Here is a 24,589-nt window from a genome sequence, read left to right as displayed (position 1 = left end):
AGGGACTCTCGGGCTTCGCTGCTGTTCCGGTTCATGCCGCGGCGCCTCCGGCCTGTTCTGCGTCCCACTGGTCGAGGACGTCCGGGTCGTACAGGACGCGCCGGCCGCGCTTGACGCCGTCGGGCAGGTAGCTGATGTGCCGCCAGTAGCGGACCGTTCCCGGCGCCACGCGGTAGCGGCGGGCTACCTCTTCAGTGGTCAGGTACTTGTCGATGCGTTCTGCGAGGTTCATTTACGCCTCTCAAGACGTGTCGTGTCGCTTTCGTTCAATCACGACAGTCACAGGTCTACCTCACCGTGTCGTGATTGCGCAAGGGCGTCATCGTGATTGTGCAGCCACGTTGACTGACGTTGGTATCGGGCATACCGTCGGCCCGTGATTACCGACCAGGACCTTCCGAAGCCTTGGCGAGTGCTCGCCTCGCCCATCGACCAGACGAGCTCGACACAGCTGGACGCGGTTGCCGGGCTGGCAACGGGCGTTGAGGATCCGGTGTCGTGGGACTTGCTCGAGAACGCTGAGACCGGGCGCCGGCTGATGCTGCGCATGGGCGTCGACGACAGCGGGATTGTGATCACTGGCGTCTACGTGCCTGGCCCGGACGCAGTCGGAATCGGTGAGCTGCGAGCCTTCCCGCTTGCCGCCATCGAGGCCGCGGTGCGGTCGAGGCGAGCGACGGCCGGCGCCACGGTGCAGGCCGCGGTCATGGCTGGCCCCGGAGACCCCCACGAGGGGCCGCTAGGCAACCCCACGGGTCCGGATGACACGCAGTTCTTCGCGCGGCTCGCGCTCCGGTACCTGCGGGTCGCCGCCAACTCCTCGCGGCCGGCCACGGACTTGGCAAAGGCCGAGGGCGTGACCCCCCGGACGGTCCAGCGGTGGACTGCTCGGGCCCGTGAGCTCGAACTGCTTCCGCCAGGCCGACCGGGGCGGTCGTCATGAGCGGGTGCCGGCCTGATGGGTGCGGCGCCAGGCGTTGTGCATGCGTCGGCCGACGCGCAGCCGCAGCTTCTCGTCGTGGCAGCGCGGGCACATGCGGGGCTTGCCGAAGCGTTCGATCTGACCGATGCCGTGGCACTTCCGGCACGGGGCGAACGGCTTCGCCCAGCACAACGCTGCGTAGCTGACGGCCCAGAGAATGAGCGCGATCATAGCGAGCCACATGAGGTCTCTCCCCCTTCGATCCGGGCGTTTCCCGGGGTTTCGGCGATGCGCCTGCTAGGCGCTAGATCACTGATCAGCGGCATGATCTGCCGCTAGCGGGGCCGCTAGGTCTAGCGGGGCGGGGTGCTAGACCTAGCGGCCGTGCTCGTACTAGGCGGCGAGCCTGTCGGCGTCACGGCGAGTGATGGCGGCGACCACGTCGGCACGCTGGATGCCGCGCCGGTTGGCGCCCTCGCCCTCGTCGGTCTGGCCCCATACCTGGCCCGTCTTGATGCCCCAGGGCTTGAGGGCAGCGGTGACGTTCTCGCCCTTCCATTCGCCGTAGACGTCCGGGCGGAGGTCGGCCAGGCGGGCGGCGATGCGCTCGCACCAGACGGCCTTCTCGTCGACGCCAACCGACTTGAGGACGTCGCCGAGGATGTCGAGGCCGGCGACCTCTGCGGGCCCCTCGCCGATGGCGTGGCCGGTGATGTTCCCGTACTCCTCGCGCATCTTCCGCGCCCGGGTGACGACCAGCTCGGCCTTGGGCGCGTCGATGAACGCGGAAGCGACGATGCGCGGGTCGTCGCCCTCGCCGGCCATGTAGCAGATGCCGAGATCCTTGCGGCTGAACATGGTGGCGCGAACGCCGGACTTGTACGCGCCAGTACTCAGGATCAGGTCGTTCGCCGTGTGGCCCATCACCTTGAGAGCGAACCGCAGGACTGCGTTCGCGCTGATGCCCGTGGGCAGGGACTTCGCGTCCGGCCGCTGGGTGGCGTACATGCCGATGATGCCCAGCGCCGGACCGCGCTTCGTAATATCCGTGCAGATGGACTCCAGCTCGGCGCCGTACTTCTCGTGTTCGAACAACACCTGGCACTCGTCGATGCTGATGGCGACGGGGTGCAGGCCAAGGGACTTGTCGTTGGCCAGGGCCGGGGTGACCTTCGACTCGGGGCAGCGGGAACGCGGCAGGGCCTTGATGACCTTCGCGCGGCGCCGCAGCTCGGCCTTGATCTCGCGCAGGGCGTGAAGGATGTACTCGATGTCCTCGTCTTCCTCGCCGGCCCGGTAGCGGTGGCAGACCGGTTCGAGGGCGCCCAGGTCACCGGTGCCCTTCAGGTCGAACGCCAGCAGCATCGCCCGCGGGTCGAGGGCGCAGATCAGCATCAGCAGCCTGAGCAGGAACGTCTTGCCCATGCGGGGGATGGCACCGATCACGATGGACGCGAACATGAGGGTGACCTCGACCCACCGCATCCGCTGGTCGTTGCCGAACACGACCGGCTTGAACAGGTCGACCTGCCCGTCCTTCAGCAACGGCCAGGCGGGCTTGCTCGTCTCGTTCATCGGCTTGTCGCCGACCCACAGGACGAGGCGCCCCTCGTGCTCGTTCTCGTCGCCGGACGGCCACACGCAGCCGACCTTGCGGCGCAGACCCGAAGCGAGCTGTTCCCGCTTTTCCATGACGTCGTCCGGGGTGACGCCATACGGAAGGTCGAGGTCGGCACGGTAGCCGGGGCCGTCGCGGGTGATTTCGCTGGTGAAGCGCATCCCGTCCATGTCGCCGCCCCGCTTGATGGCGGCTGAGATCTTCGGGTTGCCGATGGCGTCGAGGGCGCGCAGCACGATCGTGCCGGTGAGCTTCTGCAGCTCGGTCCGCATCACTGCCGGGCCGATGACGGGTGCGTCGGGCTGCTGGCCGAAGTAGCCCATGGTGAGCACCCCTCCGGCCGCGAACGCCCACAGGAAGTCGGGCGCCATGACGTACAGCCACAGGGCGAAGCCGAGGCCGAACACGCAGGCGACGACAGTGACCAGGCCGCGGAGCCGTACCCGGTTGCCGCGCAGGCGGGCAAGGGTCAGGTACTCGGTGACGTCCTCGGTGCGCACGGCGTAGTCGCGCAGCGGGGCGGCCTCGCGGTCCCACAGCCACCGGTTGGTGGAGGCGACGAAGCGGCAGGTACCGCGCGGGGACATCATCGCCAACTGGGTGGCGTACCAGGGCAGTCGGATGCCGTGGTACATCGAGGCGTACCCGGCGCGGGCCGCGGTGTGCTTGGCGGCCGTGGCGAACTCGGTCCGGTCCTTCAGCCACGGGGGCAGGATCGGCTTCCGCTTCTCGTCGGTGACGCCCGGGGCGGGCAGCTTCGGGTTGTCAACGAGTACGGGTGTACTCGCCGTACCCGGCTCCTCGGGTACGGCGGGGACGGGTGTACTCGGGTCGTCGGTTTTGGTGAGTACGACGGTGTCCGTCACGATGGTTCCTCCGGTCGTTCTGTTGGGCGGTCCGGGGCACGGGGCGGCCGGTTGTACCTGGCCGGGTACGGCCGCCCCGTGGCGTACCTACTTCTTGTTCTTGCGGCGTTCCGCGGTCTTCTCGATGCGCTCGACGCGCCGCTGCAGGTCGCTGAGGTCGACGCTGTCGCCGGCCAGGCCGCGCTTCCCCATCCGGGCGACCAGGACGGCGATGCGGGCCTTCTCGCCGGTGGTGAAGTCGGAGAACTTGAGGTCAGCCATGGGTCACGCCTCCGTCGTCTCGGGCAGGACTGCGGCGATCGCGGCGTGAGCCTTGGCGACCTCGGCCCACAGGGCGCCGGCCGCGGCGAGCGGGGCGGCCTTGTGCCGGAAGTCGTTGTGCTCGGCTGCCTTCTGGGCGTCGCGGGCGAGGCTCGCGGCGCGGGTCACGGCGGCATCGGCCATGGTCAGACGCTGTTCGCGGGTCATGGGATTCCTCTCTTCTACGGCTCGATCTGGTCGGGCGGGCACTTGCCGCCCATGTGGCTGAGGCAGGGCAGACAGTCCTCGCCGGGCTTGAGCCGCTTGTGAATGTCGCGGTCGTAGGCGTGGGTCCAGCACTGACGGCACTGGCGCTTGCCCTTCGGGACCGGCTTCCTGAGCGCCACGGCTGCTCCTCTCACTGCTGGTTGGTGACGTTGGCTCGTCCGAACCACTTCTGATGCACGTGCGTGTGCTGCTCGTTGCGGACGCGGGCGCCTCCGCCCGTGAGCAGGGCGCGGCCTCCGGCGATGGCCAGGAAGAACAGCAGGGCGCCCATGCCGGACAGGCCGCTGACGAACTGGCCTGCCCCCGCCAGGAACTGGCCTCCGCCCCACAGGGCGACCCCGGATCCGATGCCGCCCCCGAGGAGGCGCTGAGCGGTCCGGTCGAGCAGCGGCTGCGGGCTGAGGTCGCGCGGCGCCTGCAGCTGCATCGGCGCCGGCGCCTGGGACTTGCGGACGGGCACCATGCCGCCGCCGTAGGCGCCCGGGACCCACACGACGGGCTCACGCTCGTCGTACAGCTCCACAGGCCCGGAGACGGGCTGCAGCTCCTGCTCGACGGCCGTCCGGACGTAACGCTGGTACTGCTCAGGCAAGTTGGACGTCCGGTCGCTCATCGCTGCCGCCTGCGCAGTCGGGGCAGCTGGCCACGGATGACCAGGCCGAGGGCGAACGCCACCAGGACGGGCTTGGACAGGACCGCCGCGACGATGGCGACGACGACCGTGAGCGCGGCCGGGTAGACGAGGAGCAGGGCGAGCAGGGCGCCTACGAGAAGCCACCTCACGGCGACACCCCCTGGCCGGCCAGCTTCGGCAGGGCTTCACGGAAGGCCTCTTGGATCTGCTTGGCCTTGTCCTGGCCGACGTTCAGCCGGTTCTTGATGTCACGGATGGACGGCAGGTCTCCCTGCAGTAGCTGGCCCTTGAACTGCTCGCCTGCCCACCCGTACTCCATGTTCTTGATCGGGTTGGGCGGCTCGGGTACGTACTCGGCGCGCACCTCGGTCCGGGTACGGGTGTACTCGGCGGCGGGCGCGAGAGCCTTCACGGCGGGCGCCGGCCGGGCGACGATCGGCAGCAGCCGCGCCCCCTCGGGTACAGCCGGAGGGATCGGCGGAACGGACTCCGGTACGGCGGGTACGGGTTCCGCTTCCGGCTCGGCCACGTACTCGACGGGCGGCTCCTCGGGTACGTCGGCGAGGCGGTGCACCCGCCACAGGACGAGCGGAGCGATCGCCGCAACGGCGACGACCAGCGGCCAGTTGACGGGAAGCAGGCCGGCCGTGACGAGGTGGCTCGCAGCGTTAACGCCGATCATGGCGACGACTGCCGCGAGGACGTCACGGTGCGCCCGCATGGCGCGCACGGTGTAGATGTCGAGGGCGCCCGGTACGGCCGCGGCAACCCACTCGTTGAAGCCGACCGCCGTGGCGAGCTCGTACTCGGCGGACGCGGTGGCGACGAGGGCCGCCGCGAGAGCGGCCCACTTCAGGAAGTCGTTGTTCACTGCCCTACCTCCGGGCTGGTGACGCGGGCGACCAGGTGGGCGCAGAGATTCACGCCGCGCCGGTCGCCGAGACGATGGGCGGTGATCATGTCGGCGAGGATCGCCGGGACTTGGGGCGTCGGACGCGGCGACCGCTCGCAGGCCCGGATCGCGGCGTGCTCGGTCGGGCGCGGGATGTTCACGTAGCGGCTCACGACGCGTCGCCCTCCAACAGCTGCAGGCGGGTGATGAGTTCGTGCAGCGGGCCGACCGCGAACGCGACCATGGCGTCGGCGACGGCAGCGAGGTCCTGGGAGTTGAGGGTGTGCGACTCGGTGTTGTCCTCGCCGAACTCGACGGCGACGACGACGTCGGTCGTCTCGTGCTCGCCGAACGGCGCCTGATACAGGGCCGCGGACAGCATCCGCACCTCGCCGTGACAGGCGGTGTCGACGACCAGGGCGAGTTCCTGCCCCTGGTGGGCGATGTCCGCCCGGTAGCCGCCGGCCGGGTGCCAACCGCAGCACCAGAACGGCTCAGGCAACGTCACCGGCCCGGCGTCGATGGTGCCGACGGTGACCGTGCGGGGATCGCTCACCGGTCCTCCCCAACGGGGAGGGCGACGGATTCTGACCACGACTTGCCTGCGGCGCGCGCGGCACGGGCCTGGTTGACGGTGACGTACCCCGCGGGCGGGTGCTCGGCGAGACGCTCACGCAGGTAGGCGGTCGTCCACTCGGTGTCCATGAGCGGCTTGTCGTCGAGGACGGAGCGGAGGGCGATCGCCGCGTGCATGACGCGGTCGTTGAGGACCTTGTCGTGCGCCTCGTTGCCGCCGACCGTGGCCGGGTGCGGGATGTCGAGCGCTTCCAGGACGGCGGCGAGCAGTGCGCGGGTGTCGGCGTCCACGGTCACCACCCCCGGACGCGCAGGGCGCGGCGGCGAGAGGACAGCTTGGCGGGCAGCGGGCGCGGGGCCGGCGTCTCCTCGACCCGGGTGAGGTCGACGGAGTCGATGGCCGGGTAGCGGGAACGGTCGACGTTGTGGTTACGGCGCGGCATCAGACGACACCACCCTCACGCACTCGGCGCAGGGCCTCGTCCATGTCCGGGTCGGAGTCGCCGTCGAGGCCGCTCAGGACGCCGTTCGTGTTCTCGGTGACCTCGGTGACCTCGTACAGGTCGGGCAGCGGCGGCATGCCGTCGACGTGGAACACGGTCCCGATCAGGTACCGGGCGATGCAGTCGTGCTCCAGCTCGGTGCGGGCGGGCGGCATGGCGATGACGACACCGCGCTTGTCGACGAACGCGTAGCCCGTGAAACCCGGCTCCGAGATCGGCGCTTCCTTGAGCGTGATGTGCAGCTCGTCGACGAGCTGCTGCAGCGGGGCGTCCATCAGGTAGTCGACGGACGGCTTGCGGATGGCGACGGCGTTCACAGCGTCACCGCCAGCTCGCTCGCCGGGATGCCGCGGTCCGTGAGGTACTGCGTGAAGGCGGTACGGGAGACGCGGAAGGTGCCGCGACCGGAGCCGACGCGGTACGCATCGAGGCGGCCCGCGGCGATCTCGCGGTAGACGGTGGTGGAGTCGACGCGCAGGGCGTCGGCGATGGCCTTGACCCGGAGCGGTTCGCCCTCGGGGGCCTGTGTGAGGGCAGGCGCAGTAAGCTCGTGCTGCATTCGGAGACCCAATCTCTCTGATGCGTCGGCCTCGACGGGCCCGGTGTTGCGAGCACCGGGGCTCCCCGTCGGGGCCTTTGTCTTGGGCAGAGCTGAACTTGCGGCACTTGCAGAAAGTGCCGACAACGAAGAAGTTATAACAACTATGACTTCCCGGCAAGTAGCTACGGGTGGGCCGTTACACGTCCCTCATAGAAGTGCAGGTCAGCTACGTGGTTCACTTGTTGTGACCAATAGACGAAAGGGAATCCGTGGCTGCTCAGCCGAAGCCGGCGTACCTCCAGATCGCCGATGACATCCGCCAACGCATCCTCGACGGCGACCTGCAGGCCGGCGACAAGCTGCCGACCGAGGCGGACCTGATGGCCGAGTACGGCGTGTCTCGGATCGTCATCCGCAACGGGGTGCAGGCGCTCGTCAGCGAGGGCCTGGTAACCACGCTTCGCGGCAAGGGCATGTTCGTCCGCGAGCAGAAGCCAGTGCGGAAGCGCATCTCTGGCGACCTGTACGGGAAGCGGCCTGTCGCGTCACCGATGAAGCGGCAGACGGAGGCAGAGGGCCGACGGTCAGAGTGGGAGTACCAGACCCGTGTTACGACCGCGACGAAAGTAGTCGCCGAACGGCTCGACATCGAGGCCGGCGCCGAGGTTGTGCGGACGACATACCGGTTCTTCGCCGACGACGAGCCCGTCATGCTCTCGACGTCCTACGAGCCGCGCGCGCTCACGGCCGGGTCGCCCGTCGAGCAGCCAGAGGGCGGTCCAATCACGGGCGTGGTGCCGCGGATGGACTCGATCGGCCAGCACATCACGGAAGTCACCGAGGACGTCACCGCGCGCGCCCCGCGGCCCTACGAGACAGACCAGCTGCAGATGGCTCCGGGCGTTCCCGTCATCGTCATTACGCGGACGTACAGGGTGGGTGATCTTCCTGTCGAAACCTGCGACATCGTCGTTGCGGCCGACCGGTACACCCTCAGCTACACGATCCCGATTCCACCGCTGGAGTCCTGATGAGCGCAGAACGCAAGAGAGGCCCCCGCCTGAACTTCAGGCGGGGGCCTCTCTCATGACTGCGCGTAGCAGGGGCTGTCCGCAAGGAGTCCGCAGAACATTCCAACACGCCCTACGCCAGTCAACGTGTGCCAACGCTTAAAGGTGCAGGTCAGCAAGGGTCAGCCCTTCCGCTGCAGGTGGCAGAGATCCCGTTGTAGTTCGAGCTGTACTTCGACGTGTGATCGGCACGTAGGCCGTCCTGCGGCGGTTCTACGACAGTCCTACGACGCCCTCGTTCCGGTTTCTCGGGACGGGGGCGCCGTCGTATCGTTTCCTGCACAGGCGTTCGACAGGAGACGACGGGGGACACGGGGATGCCCGAACAGGACGACGTGGAGCGGGAGTTCGACATCAAGTGGGCCGACGGGGCCGAGTTCAAGGAGCCCTCGGCGCGGGCCCGGATGCTCGCCGCCCGCTGGAAGGAGAACCCGCCGAAGCCGCAGCCGTTCCGTGCCGATCCCGAGCTGCGGGCGCCGCGGCGTTCGTCATGGCGCTCGACGGTGATCGTGTTCGGCTGTGTGGCGGCGATCGTCCTGCTGCTGGGGTACGTGAACTTCCGGGCGTCCTACTGACCCCACGGGGGCTGAGCAGGTAAATCGCGGGACCTTCCGCGCTGGTGCCGCCTACGATCTGCGGACACATCGAGGCCGGGAGCAGGCGTGCGCGGGAACATCGGGGACGGGACTGCGGCGGCGGTGCGCCTCGCGGAGGGGACATCGCTCGGGGAGGCACTCGACACGGCCGACCCGCGGGCGGCTGGAGCCACGCCGAGGTGACCTGGGAGCGGACCGAGAGCGGACGAGCGCTGACGGACGCCCTGCGCGAGGGCGCGGCGGCGGCCGAACTCCTCACCGAGGGTCGGCTAGCGCTCGGTCTGTGCCACCGGGACGGCAGGATCCGGGCTGCGGCGCTGGCGCGGGCGGCCGCGTATCCCGGACTGCTGCCGCTGGTGATCGTGCGGTGCTCCGACTGGGCAGCGCCGGTGCGTGAGGACGCCCGTCGGCTGCTCACGGAGGTGCTCGGCCCCACATCCGCGGTACGGCTGATGCCGCTGATCCTGCGCATCGGGCGCCGGGGCCGGGGCGGCTTCGTCACCGATCTGGCCACCGGGGTGCTGCGCGCCGCACCCCGGGACACGCTCGCCCCGCTGTACACCGACGACGACCGGAGAACCCGGCGGTACGCCTACCGTCTCGCCGTCGAGCAGGGGTACCTCTCCCCCTTCGAGCTGGCCCGCGCCGCCGCCCGGGACGACGACACGGTCGTCCAGGGCCTCTGCGCGGAGGCCGCCCTGGCCGCCGTGGTGGAGGGTGACGTGGACGACGACGTACTCGAACCGCTGCTCGCCGCCCGCAATCCGCGGGTGCGGTCGGCCGGGGTGACGGCGTTGCGGCGGGCCGGGCGAGGGGAACGGGCGGTCGGGGTTCCTCGGCGACCGGGCCGGGATGGTGCGGGCCTGTGCGCGGTATGTCGTACGGCAGTCCGGGGGCGATCCCCTGGCGTGGTACCGGCACCGCTGTGCCGATACCGGCGACGCCTCGCTGTCTGCGGGGGCGGTGAGCGGGCTCGCGGAGTGCGGGAGCCGCAGTGACGCCGAGCTGCTGTGGGCGCTGACCTCGCATCCGGATCCGCTGGTCAGGGCGCGCGCCGTGGGCGGGCTGCGGACGCTGGACGTGCTGGACGTACGGCGGCTGCGGGCGCTGCTCGACGATCCCGCGGCCGGTGTGGTGCGGGAGGCGACCCTGGCGCTGGTGCCCTCCGCGCGGCTGCTGGACAGCGGATGGCTGCTGGAGCGGCTGGCGGTGGAGCGGGCCCGGGAGACGCGGGTCTCCGCGTTCCGGTTGCTCGAGGCGCACGGCGGGCTCGCGGGGCTGCGGGCCGCCGTCGCGCTGGTCGACGATCCGGACGACAAGCTGCGGCACTGGGCCCGGCAGTCCGTGCGGCGCTGGCATCCGACAGCGGATGTCCCGCCCGGGTCGGCCGAGGTGGGAGAGCTGCTCGGGCGGGCCCGGCAGCTGTTCAGCGACCACGTGCTGAAGAGGCTCAGGTGGGAGGCCGGCCTCAGGGCCTGAGCCTTTGCTGGCCCTAGGCCTGATCGCGACCGCTTCATGGGCGGGGGCAGGTGCACACTGAGGGGTGGGACGAGTGCCTGACTGCGGGGTGGTGCAGATGCGGAGTCGTTTCCGGAGCGACCGGCGGCTGACCGTGCGGATGACGGTCACGATGTTCCTGCTCGGGCTGCTGTACGTGGCCTTCTTCGCCGCGTTGATCGTGTTGCTGAAGTCGTGGCTGCTGGTCGTGGGCCTGATCGCCGTGATGTTCGTGGCGCAGTTCTGGTTCTCCGACAAGATCGCGATGTTCGCGATGCGCGGGCGGGTCGTGGGGCGGGAGGAGTATCCCGAACTGCACGCCGTGGTCGACCGGCTGTGTGCCATCGCGGACATGCCCAAGCCCGTGATCGCGGTGTCCACGATGGACATGCCCAACGCGTTCGCCACCGGGCGCAACCCGGACAACGCCGTGGTGTGTGTGACCACCGGGCTGCTGCGGCGGCTGGAGCCCGCCGAGCTGGAGGGTGTGCTCGCGCACGAGCTGTCGCACGTGGCGCACAAGGACGTCGCCGTGATCACCATCGCCTCGTTCCTGGGCGTGATCGCCGGGCTGATCGTGCGGTTCGCCTTCTACAGCCAGATCTTCGGCGGGCGCAAGGACCAGAACACCGCCGTGATCTTCGCCGCCGTGATGGGTGTCTCGGCGGCCGTGTACGCGCTCAGCTTCCTGCTGATCAGGGCGCTGTCCCGGTACCGGGAACTGGCGGCGGACCGGGCCGCGGCCCTCCTCACCGGGCGCCCCTCGGCCCTGGCCTCCGCGCTGACCAAGGTCTCCGGGGAGCTGGCCCGCATTCCCACCAAGGACCTGCGCACGGCCCAGGCGTTCAACGCCTTCTACTTCACCCCGGCCACCGGCAAGGAGCCCGGCATCGAACGGATCTTCTCGACCCACCCGTCCCTTGAGCAGCGGCTGGATCAACTGGGGCGGATCTCGGCGGAGTTGGGTGAGGCGGCGACGCCGGGGAACGGCAGGGCGGACTGAGTATGGGGCTGCTGGACATCCTGCTCGGGCGCACGAAACCCGTCGCGCCCGATCTCGACCGGCTCTTCGCGCTGCCGTCGGCGGCCGTCACTCTGGAGGCGGCCGCCTCCTTCACGCCGACCGGACGCGGGGCGGTGTGCTTCGCCACGGTCGAGGGCGCGGCCTTCGAGCAGACGCACCGGGAGGTCCAGGCCCTGCTGGACGCGGACGCCGACCGGGACGGTCCCCCGGTGCGCCTCACCAGGGACGAGTTCGGCTACTCCTGGCTGGTCTCCGAGCGCGTCCCGCAGCAGCTGCCGCAGCTGGTCAACGACCTGCACGCGGTGAACAGTTCGATGGAGGTCAACGGCTTCGGGCCGCAACTGCTGTGCTCGCTCGCCGGGTTCCAGGACACCGAGGGCCGGTCCCTCGCGCTGGTCTACCTCTACAAGCGCGGCACCTTCTACCCCTTCGCGCCGCTCCCCGGTGCGGGACAGCGGCGCGACAACCCGCTGGAACTACGGGTGAAGGCCGCGCTGACGAACGATCTGCGGATCGAGCAGGACCTGAACCGCTGGTTCCCGTTGTGGGGCGCCCCCGGCCTCTGAGACCCGGCCGCCGAGACCTAGCCTTTTCTCTCGCGCGCCTGCCGACGTGACTCCAGGGGGTGTTCGCGGTGGTAACGGCGGTCCCACCTGGCCTGCTTGTCCCGGCGGTCACGGTAGGCCCGGTAGCTGCCGGGCGCGGCCCCCGAACTCCCGCCGGACGAACCGCCCGACGAGGACGCCGAGGCACCGCCCCGGCCGTACTGCGTGTACACGAAGAGCAGGGCTACGGCGACGAGCCACCAGGTGTGGTTCCCGAAGCCCAGGACGACCAGGACGACGGTCCCGGAAAGGACGATGGTGCCCATGACGGGCCTCCGTGTGCGTGGTTGTGGTGTAGAAGACTAGCCCCGCGGGGGCGGGGTGATGCCTGCCCTGCGCGAAGCTGTTTCCGACACTGCGGAGTTGACGGCATGCCGCGGCGAAGCTCGCCGGACTGTGGCGTGGACCCGGACGGACCGAGCCCGGCTCACTCACCCGGGGCCGCCCCGATGACGCCCGCCGCGATGGCGGCGCACAGAGCGGCGTGGTCGGACGTGGTGCGGGCGGCGTAGGCGAGCGCGAAGTCGGCGACGGCCTGGTCGAAGGTGTCGGCGCCGCCCAGATACGCGGCGATGGCGATGCGGTCACCGGAGCGGGCGTGGGCGCGGGCCAGCGTGGTGCCGCACAGGCGGGCGTAGGCCCTGAGGTCGGCCGGGGGCATGCCGGCGACGTCCGCGGCCCCCTTCATGTCACGCAGCCGGCGCCAGTAGAAGGCCCGCCCCTGCGGTCCGCTCATCCAGCCCAGGAAGATGTCGCTCGCCGACTGGAGCAGCCGCTGGCCCACGACCACCCGGCGACCGGGATGGACGTACGGGCCGTGCGGCAGATGTTCCTCCAGTACGGACGCCCGCGCCTCCTTGATCTGCAGGAACAGCGGGTCGTCGGCGTCCCGCCCGGCCAGCAGCACGATGAAGCAGCGCGTGCCGACGCTTCCGACGCCGACGACCTTGCGGGCCGCGTCGACGAAGCGGTAGCGGTCCAGGAGCAGCCGGCGTTCCTCGGAGAGCGTGGAGCGGTAGTCGCTGAAGATCTTGCGCAGGCCGGCCATGTCGGGGCCGCCGGCCGGTTCGAGGAGCGGCGGGTCGTGGATGATGCGGCGGCGGCCGTCGACGACCTCCGTGAGTTTCCCGAGCGCCTGGAGGCTGGTGCGGCGGCGGGCCCGGGTGAGGCTGGACTCCACGCGCCGGCGGTGGTGGGCCGAGCGGACGAGGGGCAGCAGGCTGTCGGCGTCGAGGCTCGCGTACCAGACCTCCAGCTCGCCCATGCCGGCCAGCCGGCGCATGGCCGTGCGGTACGCGGTGACCGCCTCCCCCGCCGCCCGGTGGGCCTTGGCCTCGCTGTGCCCGTTCTCGCGAGCGGCCACGGCGACGCTCGCGGCGAGCCGTTTGACGTCCCACTCGAAGGGGCCCGGGAAGGTCTCGTCGAAGTCGTTGAGGTCGAAGAGGAGAGAACGTTCCGGGGAGGCGTGGAGACCGAAGTTGAGCAGGTGGGCGTCGCCGCAGAGCTGCACGGTGAGGCCGGTGTGGGGCTGGGCGGCGAGATCGGCGGCCATCACGGCGGCCGCGCCGCGCAGGAAGGCGAAGGGAGACGCGGACATCCTGCCGTACCTGATCGGCAGCAGCTCCGGGAGACGGTCGCGGCCCTGCCTCTCCAGTACGGCGACGGGGTCGGGGCGGTCGGCGGAGGGGATCCAGCCGGCGTGGGCGGAGCGGCGGACGCGTTTACGGGCGGCGCGGCCGCGCTCCGCGCGGGCGGCGGGGGTACCGGTGCCGGGGGTGCTCATATGCCCTGCCTCCGCGTCACGGTCGTCTCCTGGTCGCCGGTGGGTCCGTCACCTCCTGATCGCAGTGAAGAGCCGGGGCGGGAGGTGCGCATGTGGGGTACGGCGATCGGGTGACAGCGCGCGCTCCGCTTCGGTGGGTGCCGCGATCTGCCGTCCATCGATATGCGGCGCCGCATGTCGATGCAGACCCGCCCCTTCGGGCACGTTGTCAGTGGCCTGCGTCAAGATGGGCCCATGGGTGACGGGGAGCGGTACATCGGAGTGGGCGAGCGGCGGGCTCGGCTGGCGTTGCGGCAGCAGCTGACCGGGGCGGCTCGTGTGGGCAGTCCGGAGGAGGTGGCCGGCGCTCTGGTCGCGCTGCACGGGTCCGATCCCGCGACCGTGTATCTGGCCATCGGCGCGCGGCTCACGGATCCCGCCCGGACCGTCGCCGAGACCGAGCGGGCGTTGTACGAGGACCGGTCCCTGGTGCGGATGCACGGGATGCGGCACACCGTGTTCGCGTTCCCGACCGAGCTCACCGCGGTCGTGCACGCCTCGACCGGACTCACGGTCGCCGCGCGGGAGCGGGCCGCGCTGATCAAGGACATGGCGAAGGCGGGTGCCCCGGACGCGACCTGGCTGAAGGAGGTCGAGGAGTCGGCGCTGGCCGCGCTCGCCCGGCGCGGGCAGGCGACGGCGACGGAGCTCGCCGAGGACGAGCCGCGGCTGCGGGAGCAGTTCGCGTACGCGGCGGGGAAGAGCTACGAGGGCGTCCACACCGTCGCGAGCCGCCTGCTGAGGGTGCTCGGTGTGGAGGGCAAGGTGGTCCGCGGCCGGCCGCTCGGCACCTGGATGTCCTCGCAGTTCCGCTGGGCGGTGGCACCACCGCATCCCGAGCTCGATGTGGCCGAGGCGCAGGCGGAGTTGCTGCGGCGCTGGCTCACCGTGTGCGGGCCGGCCACCGAGGCGGACCTGAAGTGGTGGACGGGCTGGAAGGTGACCGACGTACGCCGCGCGCTCACGGCGATCCGCGCGGTGCCGGTGACCGTCGACGAGGGCCCGGCGTACGTCGTGGACGGCGACGCCGGTCCGGTCGTGGAACCCGTGGAGCCCTGGGCGGCGTTGCTGCCCGGACTCGATCCGACGGCGATGGGCTGGCAGCAACGGGACTGGTATCTGGCGCCCGCTCTGCGGCCCGCCTTGTTCGACCGCAGCGGCAACGTCGGGCCGACGGTGTGGTGGGACGGGCGAGTGGTGGGCGGTTGGGCGCAGCGGCCCGACGGGGAGATCGTCTGGCGGTTGCTGGACACGGAGGGCGTGGGACGCGAGGCGGAGGCGGCCATCGAGGTGGAAGCCGCCCGCTTGCGGGACTGGGTGGGGGCGACACGGGTGCGGCCCCGGTTCCGGACACCACTGGAGAAGGAACTGGCGGAAGCCACCGACTGACCGGGACACCGGTCGACGACAACGCCTACCGGCCGCGACGTCGATCGGCCGCGACGCCGATCGGACGACGGACACCGATCGGCCACGACGCCGATCAGCCGCGGCACCGGCTGACGGGCGACGCGGATCCACCCATGACACCGGCCGACGGCGCACGCCGGTCGGCCGTGATGCCGGGTGCCCCCATGCGCAGGGGTACCCGGCATCACGGTTCAGCGCGGGTACCGCATCAGCGCGCGTACCGCATCAGCGCCCGCACCATGTGGCACGTCGTGTCCGACGGCGGATGGACGCCGATCATCTCCGCCGTGTCCCGGATCGTCTCGTTGCGGGCCTGGTTCGGCACGTAGACGCCGGAGTCGAGCAGGGCGATCGCGAGCCGCATCGCCTTGAGGCGGCGGTTGTGGGTGACATACCACTCGCGGGGACGGCCCGGCGGCAACGGGCGCTTCTCCACGGGGGTGTAGGGCAGGTCGAGCAGCACGGGGTGCTTCGCGGTGGACTGGGTCGGGAACGGCTTCGGCTTCAGTGCGGCAGCGGGCACAGGCATCCTCCTGTCGCGGTAAGGACGGTCACCGGGACTCCGGCGACGCCCTCGAACACTGGTTTCATTCTACCGTCCGCCACTGACAAAAGCCCCTGGCCACAAGGCTTTCGGGGGTGCTGTGACGCAGGTGGAAGACGGGTTTTCGCGTACCGTGAGTGCCATGGAGATCTGGATCAATCCGGCCTGTTCGAAGTGCCGCAGCGCGATCAGCCTGCTCGACGCGGAGGGTGCCGAGTACACCGTCCGCCGCTATCTGGAGGACGTCCCGAGCGAGGACGAGATCCGCGAGGTGCTCGACCGGCTCGGCCTCGAACCGTGGGACATCACGCGCACCCAGGAGGCCGCCGCCAAGGAGCTCGGCCTCAAGGAGTGGGCCCGCGACGACAGTTCGCGCGACCGCTGGATCGCCGCGCTCGCCGCACACCCCAAGCTCATCCAGCGGCCCATCATCACGGCGGACGACGGCTCGGCGCTGGTCGCCCGCACCGATGACGCCGTACAGGATGCCCTGTCCAGGAAATAGCCGGGTGTGACGCAGGTTACGTCATCGGACTCCTGCGACCACTGAGCAACCTCGTTCGGTATCTCGTACATAGCGGCGTACGCTCCCCAACTCGCAGGAGGCGCGGATGTCGCGCAGGAGAACGCTCGGTACGAAGAAGAAGGTCGCGCTGCTGGTGAGCGCGGCGGCGGTGGCCGGTGGTGGGGCCTTCGTGATGGCCAGCACCTCGAACGCCGCTACTCCGCAGACGGCGGCGGAGTCGACGGTCTGCCAGGGTCTGGCCACCGCGCTCGGCAACAACGAGCGGTTCATCGAGGGCCAACGGGCCGCGCCCGACGCGCAGTCGGCGGCCCGGATCGCCAACCGCGAAGCGGTGATCGCACAGATCAAGGTGCAGCAGGAAGCGTCCGGTTGTGTGGTCGGGGAGTCGGCTCAGGGCTCCCAGGCCGCCGCGGGGCAGCCCCCGCAGGCCGCGTCCCCGTCGGCGCCCGCCGCTTCCCAGGCACCGCCCGCCTCCCAGGCCCCGCCCGCGGGGAACGCCGCCTCCGGGCAGCAGGTGTGCAACGGCTCGACCGTCACCCTGTCCGGCGAGGCGGGGGCGCCCGCCGCGTCCAGCAACCAGTTCCCGGCCGGTACGAAGTTGAAGGTCACCAACCTGGACAACAACAAGTCCACGACGGTGGAGGTCACTTCGGTCTCCGGCAGCTGTGCCCTGCTCAACAACGCGGCCTTCGAACAGGTACGGGAACCCGGCAAGTTCCTCATCCGCCGGGCCCTGATCGAGAAGGTGGGGTGAGGCTAATCGCGTCCGTCACCTAGGAACTCGCTGAGGCGGCGGGCCAGTTCGGGAGGTGCGGACTGCGGCAGCGCATGGTGGGAGACGCCGGGGACCACGTCGATCTCCGCCCGCGGCAGCAGTTCGCCGGCCTGGGCCGTCACCTCGTACGCGTGGTCATGAGTCCTGCTGTTCGCGGCCACGAGCAGCAGGACCGGCGTCTTCAGGGCGCGCAGTGCGTCGGGGGCGGGGCGCGGACCGGTGACCGGCCTGGCGGCGGGGAAGCCGGCGGCGGCCTCCTGGAGGCGGAGCCAGTCGGGGTCCAGGGCGTCCGCTCCCCCGGTCTCCCACTCCAGGAAGGCACGGACGCGGGCCGGCGTGGGACGCAGCAGCATCGGCAGGGCGTGCAGCAGATACGCCGCCTTGAACCCGGCGAAGCACTGGGTCGGGTCCAGGAGGAACAGGCGGCGCATCCGCTCGGGGGCGCGCCGGGCGTGGTGCAGGGCGATCCAGGCGCCGTAGGAATGCCCGCCGAAGTCGGCCCGGGTGACGCCGAGTCCGTCGAGGAGGGCGTCCAGCCAGGCGGCGAGGTCGGCGACCGTACGGGGGTGACGGTCGGCGACCGGTTCACTGCGGCCCGGGGCGCCGATCAGGTCGACGGCGAGGACTCGGCGGGTGCGGGCGAGGTGGGCGGCCTGGGCGTACCAGGACGCGGAGGTCGCTCCCCCGCCGCCCGGCAGCAGGACGAGCGGGGGCGCGTCGGCCGGGCCGCACGCGTTGACGTACGTCGTGCCGAACGGGGTGGGCACTCGCAACGCCTCCCGGTCGGCGGGCCACTTGGCCATCACCTTGTCGTAGGCGGCCTCGAACGCGTCGCCGTCGTACCGGCCCATCGATCCCTCCCGTATTATCTCGTTCAACGAGATACTCGATGAGCGAGATGATAGCCGGAGGGTGCACATGCCGTCCCAGGGCCCCGAGAGGGAAATCGTCCATCTTCTGCGCGCGGTGACCGTCGAACTCGGCCTGCACAGTGCCCGGTTCGCGCAGCGCAACGCCATGCACCCGACGGACGTACGCGCCCTCATCGCCCTCATGGACGCCTCCCGCGCGGGCGAGGAGATGACGGCGGGACGGCTCGGCGCGGAGCTCGGGCTCAACTCGGCCGGGACGACCTCACTGATCGACCGGCTGGAGCGGGCCGGTCATGTGCGGCGGGTACGGGGGCGCCAGGACCGGCGCAGGGTGGTCGTCGAGGTGGACGAACGGGCGGTGGAACTGGGGCAGGCCTTCTTCGGACCGCTGATCGGGCGGACGGTGGAGCTGCTCCAGGGCTACGACGAGGGGGAACGGGCCGCGATCCGGGGGTTCTTGGCGGGGGTGCGGGACGCGGCGGCCGAGGGGGCCTGACCACCGCGCGAACCGAGTCCCGCTTCTCAGCCCTGCGCTCCGGCCGCCAGCGCCTTCGCCTCCGTCTCCGGATCGACGCCCACCACCGGCCGGTCCGGGCGCTGCGGCGCCACCCCGCCGATCTCCCGCAGCCAGCGCCAGGTGTCGGCCACCGTCTCGCTGACCGGACGGCAGCGCAGGCCCGCCGCCGCGGCCCGGGAGGTGTCCCCGTCGTGGAGGGTGGTGTGCAGGTCGGTGTCCGGCGGCACCCACACCGGCAGATCGGTCCACGGGGCGATGCCCGCGTCGAGGACGATGTCCGGGTCGGTCCAGCGCAGTTCGGCGTGCCCGCCGGTCACGGCCACGCAGGCGTCGAGGAGTTCACCCATCGTGGTGTGACCCCGCGGACTGACCAGGTTGTACGGGCCGCTCCGCCCCGCCGCGGAAGCCTCCAGCACCCACTGCGCGAGGTCGCGGACATCGACGTACTGGAGGGGAAGGTCCCGTGGGCCGGGCGCGAGGACCGGGCCGCCGCGGGCGATACGGCCCAGCCACCACGGGAGCCGGCCGATGTTCTCGTACGGGCCGAGGATCAGGCCGGCCCGCACGAGCAGCGAGCGGTCCGCGCCGAAAGCGTCCAGGACGGCCAGTTCACCGCCCCGTTTGTCCCGGGCGTAGTCGGTCTGGTCCGCGTCGGGCGAGGCGCCCTCGACGACAGTTGCCTCCTCGGTGAACCCGGCCGGCTGCGGCCAGGCGTACACCGAGCGACTCGACACGTACGCGTACCGGTCGGCGCGGTCCCGCAGCAGGCGTGCCGCGTCCCGGACCGCGCGGGGCGCCGCCGACCAGGTGTCCACGACCAGGTCCCAGGGGCCCTCTTCGGCGAGGGCCGTGAGACCGTCGGGCGTGGTGCGGTCGCCGTGCAGCGACCGCACCCCGGGCACGGGCGCGTGCCGTCCCCGGTGGAAGACGGTCACGTCCCAGCCGTGTGCCAGGGCCGCCTCGGCGACGGCCCGGCCGACGAACTCCGTACCGCCCAGCAGAAGAAGTCTCATGCCGGTGACTGTGCCCGCCGGGGCGGTGCGGAGGAACCCTGATCTGCCGAGGGCAGACGCGGTCTCAGCCGCCGGTCGGCGGGGTGTACTTGTAGCCGACCCGCCGCACGGTCTGGATCGCGCCCCGGAATTCCGCGCCCAGCTTGCGGCGCAGCCGGGCGATGTGGACGTCGACGGTACGGCCGTCGCCCACGTGGCCGTAGCCCCAGACGGTGGTGACCAGCTGGTCGCGGGTGTGCACCCGGTGGGGGTGCTGGACGAGGTGGGCGAGGAGCTCGAACTCCAGGTAGGTGAGGTCGAGTTGCCTGCCGTTCACCTCGGCTGTGCGCTGCCCGGTGTCGATCCGTACGAGAGGGGCGTCGGCGTCGGCATCCGTGATGCGCGGTTCCTGCGGGAAGGGCGGGTGCTGGTCGGCCGGCACGAGCACCAGGTAGCCGATCATCGGGGGCTGTCCCGGCAGGCTGGGCAGGGTGTGCTGGGGAGCGGGCAGCCAGGTGGCGCCCGGGGGAAGGAACTCCGCCACCTGCGGGACCTCGTCCGGGCCGACGGCTCGGAGTCGCTGCCGTGCGCCGTTCTCGGACGGGGCGGGGAGGGTGGCGGTGGAGAGGGAACGAGGGGTCGCCATGAGGTCAGCTCTTTCGCGCGAGAGGGTCGTCGGAGGACGTACGTCTGCGCGCTGGCCGAAGGCCGGGGTGTACGGCTTTAGAGGGCCGGCGCGTTCATCGCGCGGCAACACACCCGGTCGAAGTCGTGGTGCTGACGGGAAGGCCAGAAGGGCTCGAGGTCATGGCGACCCGTCGCGATGCACTTCCGGTAGCTGGCCATGAACTCATTGAAGCAGACGTCGGCCGCCAACAGGAGCCTCCTCTCACTGCTCGGACACTTCCTTGGCGTGAAATGTGCGTGGCCCCTCTCCACCCACCAGGTCTCAACCCACCAGGCGTCTGTGCCAGGTCAGGGGCCTGACCTCGATCGCCCTGCCCGGGTCGCCGTCCCACTGCGGGGACAGGCCGACCTCGGTGAGAGCGGCGACGACCTCGTGGCCGACGGCGGCCGTGGTGTCGGCGGAGCCGTCGAAACCGCCGTACAGCAGTGTCAGTCCCTGTCCGGCGGCGGCGCTCTCGGTGCACTGCGTGTGGAAGTACACGAAGCCGCGATCGCCCTCGGCCCGCTGCGCGCCGATCTCGGCGGTGCCGCAGGTACGGCAGCAGGTGAAGTTCTCGCGGGCGGTGACGCCCCGCGTGTTCAGCGCCTCGAAGGCGCGGGTGAGCCGCTCCGGGTCGGTCGTGCCCTCCCAGGTCTCCTGTTCGGCCAGGCGCTCCAGCCAGAGCCGGTCGACGAGCAGGCGGGCCTGGGCGGCGGACACGGGCCGCCTGTCGGTGTCCGCGTCGGCGTCGGCGTCGGCGAGCCACTCCTCCGCGGACCGGGCGAGCGTCGCGCGGGTGTCGTAGCCGCATCGCAACTGCTCACGGACGTGCGCCTCGACCTCCTCCCGCACCTCGGCGGCAAGTTCGGGCACCTCCTCGGGCGGATCGACCGCGACCGGCGCCCAGGCGATCCCCGTGTCCCAGCCCGCCTCCTCGCGGGCCCAGCCCGTCAGCGCGTCGGCGACGGCGTCCGGATGGGTGAGTTCCGTACCGGAGAAGCTGTCGCGGCTCTCCCGGTGCTCCAGCTGGTAGACACCACCGCTCTCGTGCCACACCTGCGCGAACACGTCCGGGCGGTCGGGAATCCGCTGGAGCACCAGCCAGCGGTCGCCGCTCTCCCCGATGCGGTGCACCAGGTCCCGCAACCCCTGCTCGCCCACGCGGATGAGCGTCTCGCCGTACTCCGTCTCGGCCTTGACGGCCAGGCCCCCGTCGATCTCCATGGCCCCACCATGCCAGCCGCCACTGACAACGCGCCGAGGGGCGCCCACCGTGGCCGGTGGGCGCCCCTCGGGAAAGCGGTGGGGATCAGACCTGGCCGGCCTTCTCCAGGGCGGAGCAGCAGGTGTCCACGATCAGACGGGTCACCAGGTACGGGTCGACGTTGGCGTTCGGACGGCGGTCCTCGATGTAGCCCTTGCCGTCCTTCTCGACCTGCCACGGGATACGGACCGAGGCGCCGCGGTTGGAGACACCGTAGGAGTACTCGTTCCACGGGGCGGTCTCGTGCAGGCCGGTCAGGCGGTCGTCGATGCCGGCGCCGTAGTTCTTGACGTGGTCGAGCGGCTTGGAGCCCTCGCCGAGCGACTCGCACGCGGTGATGATCGCGTCGTAGCCCTCGCGCATCGCCTTGGTGGAGAAGTTGGTGTGCGCGCCCGCGCCGTTCCAGTCGCCCTTGACCGGCTTCGGGTCCAGGGTGGCGGAGACGCCGAAGTCCTCGGCGGTGCGGTAGAGCAGCCAGCGGGCCACCCACAGGTGGTCGGAGACCTCCAGCGGGGAGACCGGGCCGACCTGGAACTCCCACTGGCCGGGCATGACCTCGGCGTTGATGCCGGAGATCGCGAGGCCCGCCTTCAGGCAGTTGTCCAGGTGCGCCTCGACGACGTCACGGCCGAAGATCTCGTCCGCGCCGACACCGCAGTAGTAGCCGCCCTGCGGGGCCGGGAAGCCGCCCTTGGGGAAGCCGAGGGGGTAGCCGTCCTTGAAGAACGTGTACTCCTGCTCGATGCCGAAGATCGGCTCCTGGGCGGCGAACTTCTCGGCGACCTCGGTGAGCGCGGCACGGGTGTTGGACTCGTGCGGCGTCATGTCGATGTTGAGGACCTCGCACAGGACGAGGATGTCGTCGCCGCCGCGGATCGGGTCGGGGCAGGAGAAGACCGGCTTGAGGACACGGTCCGAGGAGTGGCCTTCGGCCTGGTTCGTGGAGGAACCGTCAAAGCCCCAGATCCCCAGCTCGGCACCCTTGGCGTCGTCCGCCAGGATCTTCGTCTTGGAACGGAGCTTGGCCGTCGGCTGGGTGCCGTCGATCCAGATGTACTCAGCCTTGAAGGTCACGGGCCACTTCCTTCGGGGATGTGTCTAGGCACTGCGGGTGCTGCGGCGCTGCGGCACTGAAACGCCGCCTCTCGATGCCCGCGAGCCTGTCAACAGGCGATTTCCCGGTCATTGCTCGAATGTGAACCCCGTGTTACCTGGTGGTGCTGTGGCGCGATTCACTGTGTGAGCGCGCCGAGCGGTGTATCTGGCACCACCCCCCGGCCGGGCGGCCAGCCCCAGTGACCCCCCTCGCCCCCTCGACCAGACTGACCGTATGACCATCGAGACGCGGAACGGCGATATCGGTACGAGGGTGCGGGTCCTGGGGCTCGCAGCCGCACGGGGGCTCGCGCTGGCGCTGGTGACGCTGCCGGGGGCGGTGCTCGGTTTCACGCTGGCCGTGGTGTCGATCGCGCTCGTGCCGATCGGGGTCGGGCTGGTCACGACCCCCTGGGTGCTGACGGGGGTGCGGGCCTTCGCGGACTGGCGGCGGGTCCTGGCCGCCGAGTGGGGCGGGGTGCGGATCCCGTCGGCGTACCGGCCGGCACCCGAGGACGCCAACCCCTGGTCGCGTACCTTCGGGATGCTGCGCGACCCGGCGACCTGGCGGGACCTGCGGTGGCTGCCGGTGGACATGACGGTGGGGTTCGTGACCGCCCTGCTGCCCGCCGTGCTCGTCTTCTACCCGCTGGAGGGGCTCGCGGTCGCGGCCGGGCTGTGGCGGCCGCTCGCGGAGTCGGGCGGGTACTGGTACGGCTTCGTGCGCGTCGCCGACCAGACCTCCGCACTCGCCGCCGGCGCCCTGGGTATCGCCCTGCTGGCACTCACCCCGCTCACCCCGCGCCTGCTGACCTTCCACTTCCGGCTCACCCGGGCGGTACTCGGCGCCGGACAGGGCGAGTTGGCCGAACGCGTCCGCGTCCTCACCGAGACCCGCCGGGACGCCGTGGACACCTCCGCGGCCGAACTGCGGCGCATCGAGCGGGACCTGCACGACGGGGCGCAGGCCCGCCTGGTCGCCATGGGCATGGATCTCGGCACCATCGAAATGCTCCTCGACAAGGACCCCGCGCAGGCGAAGCGGCTCCTCGCGCAGGCCCGGCAGTCCTCCGTGGACGCGCTCGCCGAGCTGCGCGACCTGGTGCGCGGCATCCATCCGCCGGTACTGGCGGAGCGCGGACTGGGCGACGCGGTAAGGGCGTTGGCGCTCAGGATGCCCATCCCGACGGAGGTGAGCGTGGACCTCCCGGGTCGCGCGGACGCCCCCGTGGAGTCGGCCGCCTACTTCGCCGTCAGTGAAGCGCTCACCAACGCGGTCAAGCACTCGGGCGCCGACCGGATCTGGATCGACCTGCATCACGTGAGAGAAGGGGCGGGGATGCTGCGGATCACCGTCACCGACAACGGCCGGGGCGGCGCGGTCGTCGCGGCCGGTTCGGGGCTGGCCGGGGTCGAGCGGCGGCTGGGTACATTCGACGGCGTCCTGGCCGTCAGCTCCCCCGCGGGCGGTCCCACCATGGTGACCATGGAGATCCCTTGCGCGTAGTCCTGGCCGAAGACCTCTTCCTGCTGCGCGACGGTCTCGTCCGGCTCCTGGAGGCCCACGGCTTCGAGATCGCCGCGGCCGTCGAGAGCGGGCCCGAGCTGGCCCGTGCGCTGGCCGAGCTGGAACCGGACGTCGCCGTGGTCGACGTACGACTGCCGCCGACCCACACCGACGAGGGGCTGCAGTGCGCGCTGAACGCCCGGCGGGACAGACCCGGGCTGCCGGTGCTGGTGCTCTCCCAGCACGTGGAGCAGCTGTACGCGCGCGAGCTGCTCGCCGACGGCACCGGCGGGGTGGGGTATCTGCTCAAGGACCGGGTGTTCGACGCGGAGCAGTTCGTGGACGCCGTACGGCGGGTCGCGGCGGGCGGTACGGCGATGGACCCGCAGGTGATCCAGCAGCTGCTGAGCCGGCGGGCGGCCGACGACCAGCCGCTCGCCCGGATCACACCGCGCGAGCGGGAGGTGCTCGAACTGATGGCGCAGGGGCGGTCGAACGCGGCGATCGCCGGCAAGCTCGTCGTCACGGAACGGGCGATCGCCAAACACACCGCCAACATCTTCACCAAACTGGGTCTTGAGGTGTCGGACGACGACAATCGCCGCGTTCTGGCGGTGCTCGCGTTCCTGGACCGGGGCCGGTGAGCAGATCCTCATTCTCTGTAACTCCTGCTGCTCAGGGGGCTGTTGCTGCCCTGAGGCCCGGCAAACCTCTGATTTGTTTGTG

Annotated in this window: 34 protein-coding genes and 1 pseudogene; 12 read left to right on the top strand and 23 right to left on the bottom strand. The window is 70.9% G+C overall.

The features are described 5' to 3' along the window. Positions 1-31 precede the first annotated feature (31 nt). Positions 32-232 (bottom strand): helix-turn-helix domain-containing protein, encoded by a 201-nt coding sequence (locus ABZT02_RS09585; RefSeq protein ID WP_356015939.1) that lies wholly within the window; start codon positions 230-232, stop codon positions 32-34. Between the two features lie 144 nt (positions 233-376). Between ABZT02_RS09585 and ABZT02_RS09580 the strand changes: the two genes are divergently transcribed. Then, on the top strand, positions 377-943 hold the full coding sequence (locus ABZT02_RS09580; RefSeq protein WP_356015937.1) for a hypothetical protein: 567 nt from the start codon (positions 377-379) through the stop codon (positions 941-943). Here ABZT02_RS09580 and ABZT02_RS09575 read toward each other — a convergent pair. The 14 genes from ABZT02_RS09575 to ABZT02_RS09510 all read right to left on the bottom strand — a co-directional run bounded on the left by ABZT02_RS09575 (position 938) and on the right by ABZT02_RS09510 (position 7,098). Beyond that, a complete protein-coding gene (locus tag ABZT02_RS09575; protein WP_356015935.1) occupies positions 938-1,165 on the bottom strand; it encodes a hypothetical protein in 228 nt (75 codons plus the stop codon). The genes ABZT02_RS09580 and ABZT02_RS09575 overlap by 6 nt on opposite strands. A gap of 150 nt (positions 1,166-1,315) precedes the next feature. Further along, positions 1,316-3,406, bottom strand: a complete 2,091-nt coding sequence (locus ABZT02_RS09570; protein ID WP_356015934.1) for a cell division protein FtsK — start codon at positions 3,404-3,406, stop codon at positions 1,316-1,318. An 87-nt stretch (positions 3,407-3,493) separates the two neighbouring features. Beyond that, positions 3,494-3,667 (bottom strand): DUF6257 family protein, encoded by a 174-nt coding sequence (locus tag ABZT02_RS09565; protein ID WP_356015932.1) that lies wholly within the window; start codon positions 3,665-3,667, stop codon positions 3,494-3,496. A gap of 3 nt (positions 3,668-3,670) precedes the next feature. After that, on the bottom strand, positions 3,671-3,874 hold the full coding sequence (locus ABZT02_RS09560; protein ID WP_356015930.1) for a hypothetical protein: 204 nt from the start codon (positions 3,872-3,874) through the stop codon (positions 3,671-3,673). 14 nt (positions 3,875-3,888) lie between these two features. Continuing rightward, the gene (locus tag ABZT02_RS09555; protein WP_356015929.1) at positions 3,889-4,053 is read right to left on the bottom strand and encodes a pRL2-8; all 165 of its coding nucleotides are present in this window, start codon (positions 4,051-4,053) and stop codon (positions 3,889-3,891) included. 11 nt (positions 4,054-4,064) lie between these two features. Next, entirely contained in the window at positions 4,065-4,547 is a 483-nt protein-coding gene (locus ABZT02_RS09550; protein WP_356015927.1) for a hypothetical protein, read from the bottom strand. Beyond that, positions 4,544-4,717, bottom strand: a complete 174-nt coding sequence (locus ABZT02_RS09545; RefSeq protein WP_356015925.1) for a hypothetical protein — start codon at positions 4,715-4,717, stop codon at positions 4,544-4,546. Before ABZT02_RS09545 ends, ABZT02_RS09550 begins: the two co-directional genes overlap by 4 nt. Continuing rightward, a complete protein-coding gene (locus ABZT02_RS09540) occupies positions 4,714-5,439 on the bottom strand; it encodes a hypothetical protein (RefSeq protein ID WP_356015923.1) in 726 nt (241 codons plus the stop codon). The genes ABZT02_RS09545 and ABZT02_RS09540 overlap by 4 nt, the downstream gene beginning before the upstream one ends. Then, complete coding sequence (locus ABZT02_RS09535) at positions 5,436-5,633, bottom strand: hypothetical protein (protein WP_356015921.1); 198 nt, start codon at positions 5,631-5,633, stop codon at positions 5,436-5,438. Before ABZT02_RS09535 ends, ABZT02_RS09540 begins: the two co-directional genes overlap by 4 nt. Continuing rightward, the gene (locus tag ABZT02_RS09530) at positions 5,630-6,016 is read right to left on the bottom strand and encodes a hypothetical protein (RefSeq protein ID WP_356015919.1); all 387 of its coding nucleotides are present in this window, start codon (positions 6,014-6,016) and stop codon (positions 5,630-5,632) included. The genes ABZT02_RS09535 and ABZT02_RS09530 overlap by 4 nt, the downstream gene beginning before the upstream one ends. Beyond that, positions 6,013-6,327 carry a hypothetical protein gene (locus ABZT02_RS09525; protein WP_356015917.1) on the bottom strand — a complete coding sequence of 105 codons (315 nt, stop codon included), beginning with the start codon at positions 6,325-6,327 and terminating at the stop codon, positions 6,013-6,015. The genes ABZT02_RS09530 and ABZT02_RS09525 overlap by 4 nt, the downstream gene beginning before the upstream one ends. A 2-nt stretch (positions 6,328-6,329) precedes the next feature. Further along, positions 6,330-6,479 (bottom strand): hypothetical protein, encoded by a 150-nt coding sequence (locus tag ABZT02_RS09520; RefSeq protein ID WP_356015916.1) that lies wholly within the window; start codon positions 6,477-6,479, stop codon positions 6,330-6,332. Beyond that, entirely contained in the window at positions 6,479-6,856 is a 378-nt protein-coding gene (locus ABZT02_RS09515) for a hypothetical protein (protein WP_356015915.1), read from the bottom strand. Before ABZT02_RS09515 ends, ABZT02_RS09520 begins: the two co-directional genes overlap by 1 nt. Next, the gene (locus tag ABZT02_RS09510) at positions 6,853-7,098 is read right to left on the bottom strand and encodes a helix-turn-helix domain-containing protein (protein ID WP_356015913.1); all 246 of its coding nucleotides are present in this window, start codon (positions 7,096-7,098) and stop codon (positions 6,853-6,855) included. The genes ABZT02_RS09515 and ABZT02_RS09510 overlap by 4 nt, the downstream gene beginning before the upstream one ends. Before the next feature lie 251 nt (positions 7,099-7,349). Here ABZT02_RS09510 and ABZT02_RS09505 point away from each other — a divergent pair, with 251 nt between their 5' ends. The 5 genes and pseudogenes from ABZT02_RS09505 to ABZT02_RS09485 all read left to right on the top strand — a co-directional run bounded on the left by ABZT02_RS09505 (position 7,350) and on the right by ABZT02_RS09485 (position 11,833). After that, a complete protein-coding gene (locus ABZT02_RS09505; RefSeq protein ID WP_356015911.1) occupies positions 7,350-8,111 on the top strand; it encodes a GntR family transcriptional regulator in 762 nt (253 codons plus the stop codon). A gap of 356 nt (positions 8,112-8,467) precedes the next feature. Next, entirely contained in the window at positions 8,468-8,725 is a 258-nt protein-coding gene (locus ABZT02_RS09500; RefSeq protein WP_356015909.1) for a hypothetical protein, read from the top strand. Positions 8,726-8,812: 87 nt separating this feature from the next. Then, positions 8,813-10,225: pseudogene (locus ABZT02_RS09495) on the top strand (hypothetical protein). Between the two features lie 97 nt (positions 10,226-10,322). After that, positions 10,323-11,246, top strand: a complete 924-nt coding sequence (gene htpX, locus ABZT02_RS09490) for a zinc metalloprotease HtpX (RefSeq protein ID WP_356015906.1) — start codon at positions 10,323-10,325, stop codon at positions 11,244-11,246. Positions 11,247-11,248: 2 nt separating this feature from the next. Continuing rightward, positions 11,249-11,833, top strand: coding sequence for a hypothetical protein (locus ABZT02_RS09485; protein ID WP_356015905.1), 585 nt, complete (start codon positions 11,249-11,251; stop codon positions 11,831-11,833). A gap of 17 nt (positions 11,834-11,850) precedes the next feature. Here ABZT02_RS09485 and ABZT02_RS09480 read toward each other — a convergent pair whose 3' ends face one another. Both ABZT02_RS09480 and ABZT02_RS09475 read right to left on the bottom strand, forming a co-directional pair. Then, positions 11,851-12,138: a hypothetical protein gene (locus tag ABZT02_RS09480; protein WP_356015903.1), complete on the bottom strand. Its 288-nt coding sequence runs from the start codon at positions 12,136-12,138 to the stop codon at positions 11,851-11,853. Between the two features lie 161 nt (positions 12,139-12,299). Further along, positions 12,300-13,655: a DUF2252 domain-containing protein gene (locus tag ABZT02_RS09475; RefSeq protein WP_356015902.1), complete on the bottom strand. Its 1,356-nt coding sequence runs from the start codon at positions 13,653-13,655 to the stop codon at positions 12,300-12,302. A 234-nt stretch (positions 13,656-13,889) separates the two neighbouring features. On the opposite strand from ABZT02_RS09475, the gene ABZT02_RS09470 reads away from it, so the two are divergent. Further along, on the top strand, positions 13,890-15,083 hold the full coding sequence (locus ABZT02_RS09470) for a winged helix DNA-binding domain-containing protein (RefSeq protein ID WP_356015900.1): 1,194 nt from the start codon (positions 13,890-13,892) through the stop codon (positions 15,081-15,083). A 229-nt stretch (positions 15,084-15,312) separates the two neighbouring features. Here ABZT02_RS09470 and ABZT02_RS09465 read toward each other — a convergent pair whose 3' ends face one another. Next, positions 15,313-15,627, bottom strand: a complete 315-nt coding sequence (locus tag ABZT02_RS09465) for a hypothetical protein (protein ID WP_356015898.1) — start codon at positions 15,625-15,627, stop codon at positions 15,313-15,315. Between the two features lie 163 nt (positions 15,628-15,790). Here ABZT02_RS09465 and ABZT02_RS09460 point away from each other — a divergent pair, with 163 nt between their 5' ends. Beyond that, the gene (locus tag ABZT02_RS09460; protein WP_356015897.1) at positions 15,791-16,153 is read left to right on the top strand and encodes an arsenate reductase family protein; all 363 of its coding nucleotides are present in this window, start codon (positions 15,791-15,793) and stop codon (positions 16,151-16,153) included. A 106-nt stretch (positions 16,154-16,259) separates the two neighbouring features. Then, positions 16,260-16,928, top strand: a complete 669-nt coding sequence (locus tag ABZT02_RS09455; protein ID WP_356015896.1) for a hypothetical protein — start codon at positions 16,260-16,262, stop codon at positions 16,926-16,928. A gap of 2 nt (positions 16,929-16,930) precedes the next feature. On the opposite strand, the gene ABZT02_RS09450 is transcribed toward ABZT02_RS09455, so the two are convergent. Further along, positions 16,931-17,800, bottom strand: coding sequence for an alpha/beta fold hydrolase (locus ABZT02_RS09450; protein ID WP_356015895.1), 870 nt, complete (start codon positions 17,798-17,800; stop codon positions 16,931-16,933). Between the two features lie 67 nt (positions 17,801-17,867). On the opposite strand from ABZT02_RS09450, the gene ABZT02_RS09445 reads away from it, so the two are divergent. Continuing rightward, on the top strand, positions 17,868-18,317 hold the full coding sequence (locus ABZT02_RS09445) for a MarR family transcriptional regulator (protein WP_356015893.1): 450 nt from the start codon (positions 17,868-17,870) through the stop codon (positions 18,315-18,317). 26 nt (positions 18,318-18,343) lie between these two features. On the opposite strand, the gene ABZT02_RS09440 is transcribed toward ABZT02_RS09445, so the two are convergent. The 4 genes from ABZT02_RS09440 to glnII all read right to left on the bottom strand — a co-directional run bounded on the left by ABZT02_RS09440 (position 18,344) and on the right by glnII (position 22,335). After that, on the bottom strand, positions 18,344-19,351 hold the full coding sequence (locus ABZT02_RS09440; protein WP_356015892.1) for an NAD-dependent epimerase/dehydratase family protein: 1,008 nt from the start codon (positions 19,349-19,351) through the stop codon (positions 18,344-18,346). Positions 19,352-19,415: 64 nt separating this feature from the next. Further along, positions 19,416-19,976 carry a winged helix-turn-helix domain-containing protein gene (locus ABZT02_RS09435; protein ID WP_356015890.1) on the bottom strand — a complete coding sequence of 187 codons (561 nt, stop codon included), beginning with the start codon at positions 19,974-19,976 and terminating at the stop codon, positions 19,416-19,418. 303 nt (positions 19,977-20,279) lie between these two features. After that, on the bottom strand, positions 20,280-21,221 hold the full coding sequence (locus ABZT02_RS09430; RefSeq protein WP_356015889.1) for a hypothetical protein: 942 nt from the start codon (positions 21,219-21,221) through the stop codon (positions 20,280-20,282). Between the two features lie 85 nt (positions 21,222-21,306). After that, the gene (gene glnII, locus ABZT02_RS09425) at positions 21,307-22,335 is read right to left on the bottom strand and encodes a glutamine synthetase (RefSeq protein WP_356015887.1); all 1,029 of its coding nucleotides are present in this window, start codon (positions 22,333-22,335) and stop codon (positions 21,307-21,309) included. 256 nt (positions 22,336-22,591) lie between these two features. Between glnII and ABZT02_RS09420 the strand changes: the two genes are divergently transcribed. Together ABZT02_RS09420 and ABZT02_RS09415 are read left to right on the top strand one after the other, a co-directional pair. Continuing rightward, a complete protein-coding gene (locus tag ABZT02_RS09420; protein ID WP_356015885.1) occupies positions 22,592-23,863 on the top strand; it encodes a sensor domain-containing protein in 1,272 nt (423 codons plus the stop codon). Then, positions 23,854-24,507: a response regulator transcription factor gene (locus ABZT02_RS09415; RefSeq protein ID WP_356015883.1), complete on the top strand. Its 654-nt coding sequence runs from the start codon at positions 23,854-23,856 to the stop codon at positions 24,505-24,507. The genes ABZT02_RS09420 and ABZT02_RS09415 overlap by 10 nt, the downstream gene beginning before the upstream one ends. Positions 24,508-24,589 lie beyond the last annotated feature (82 nt).

It is taken from the genome of Streptomyces sp. NPDC005402, assembly GCF_040606575.1.
Taxonomy (GTDB): Bacteria; Actinomycetota; Actinomycetes; order Streptomycetales; family Streptomycetaceae; genus Streptomyces.
This window is presented reverse-complemented; position numbering and strand designations above follow the sequence as displayed.